The sequence below is a fragment of the Bacillus sp. TE8-1 genome, assembly GCF_008368855.1.
GTDB lineage: Bacteria > Bacillota > Bacilli > Bacillales > Bacillaceae_G > Bacillus_A > Bacillus_A cereus.
Genome location: NZ_QPET01000064.1, coordinates 1 through 1,589 on the forward strand (window position 1 = coordinate 1; position 1,589 = coordinate 1,589).

The window sequence follows — 1,589 nt, forward strand, 5'->3', positions numbered from 1 at the left end:
TATAAAATTATGATGGAATGTAACAAATGGGAGAAAGCGTATTTACTTTGTGATTTATGCATTGTTGTTACTGCTATTTTTACATTAGAGTGGTACCTATTTAATAAACCATCTGCAAATATTTTATTCTTATCAATTGGAGATGTTTTTCTCTCATTTATTTTTCCGATTATAGATTTATTGCTTCTATTACTTGGAGTTACACTGATCTTTCGACCTGCTATTTTCAATGCAAAAAGTAAATTGTTTATTTTTATCCTAGTATTAACTGGATTGGCTATTACGGACTATTTGTATTTTTACTTACAAGGTGATTTGTCAGAGCGTTCAGTTATATTTTTAAGGTGTTTGTATAGAGTTTTCCTATTATTTATCGCTATTGCTGCTACAATCCCAAAGAATACTTCTTCTAAAAGAAATTATTTTATTATTAATCCGACATTTGGAGAGAAACTTCTTGGTATATTCCCTTATCTTGCAGTTGCAGTCTTAATTGGCTTTACTTTGAAAGAGCAAACTTCTTCAGCTACATTAATTACGGGAAATTGTATTGCTTTTGTATTTGTACTGATTCGTCATACAATCGTACGAATGCAAAACAAAGAGTTAACTAAAACATTAAAAGTGTTTAATAATCAATTAGAACAAACAGTATCTCAAAGAACAAGGGATTTAATAAATAAATCTAATGATTTAGTAAAAAATCAAGAAAGATTTAAGTCATTATATGAGTATCATCCGGATCCTATTTTAACGATTGATTCAAACGGTATCGTATTAAATATAAACCAGGCTGGAAGTATGTTATTAGGAAAAGAAAGTGCTGCATTGATAGGGAAAGAGTGCTTCTCTATTTTTTTAGATGAAGATAAATCTGAATTGGAAGCAGCTATAAAGAAAGGGAAACGATGTAGTTCATCTTCACTACAGTTACGTGTGAAAAATAACAATGAGAAAGATATACTCTTTTGGTATGTCACTATAGTTCCTATTATGATAGAAGGACAAACCTTTGGGAGCTATGTAATGGTAAAAGACATAACAAGGATGAAACAACAACAGGAAGAGATAAATTACCTTGCATTCCATGATACGGTGACGGAGATTGGAAATCGTATATTCTTCCAACAAGAATTAGATAGATCTATTAAGCGTGCACAAAAAACACAGGATAAGTTTGGGCTCCTGTATATTGATTTAAATCGCTTTAAGACTATTAATGATACATTGGGTCATTCGATTGGTGACAAGGTTTTAAAAGAAGTTGCCAAACGTTTTAGGACATGTCTGTCACCGACTGTTCCTCTAGCAAGAATAGGTGGTGATGAGTTTGCGATCATTGTCCATAACCAAACAGAGCAACAGCTATTGGATTTGTGTAAAACTCTATTTCGTATAACTGAAGAACCATTTGTAGTAAATCAGCATAGTTTTTACTTATCTCTTAGTATAGGAATAGCAGTGTATCCATTTGGAGGAATAAATACTACTACACTTTTACAACACGCTGATATCGCTATGTATAGCGCAAAGGAAAAAGGTAACAATGCTGTTTGTATGTATGACGAGACATTATCTCAAAAAGTAAC

1 protein-coding gene is annotated in these 1,589 nt (G+C 31.8%); it reads left to right on the top strand.

What is annotated here, in order from left to right; genetic code table 11:
- Nucleotides 1-1,589, top strand: a 1,589-nt coding sequence (locus DN404_RS30280) for a diguanylate cyclase domain-containing protein (protein WP_255445568.1), incomplete at both ends; no start/stop codon positions are given.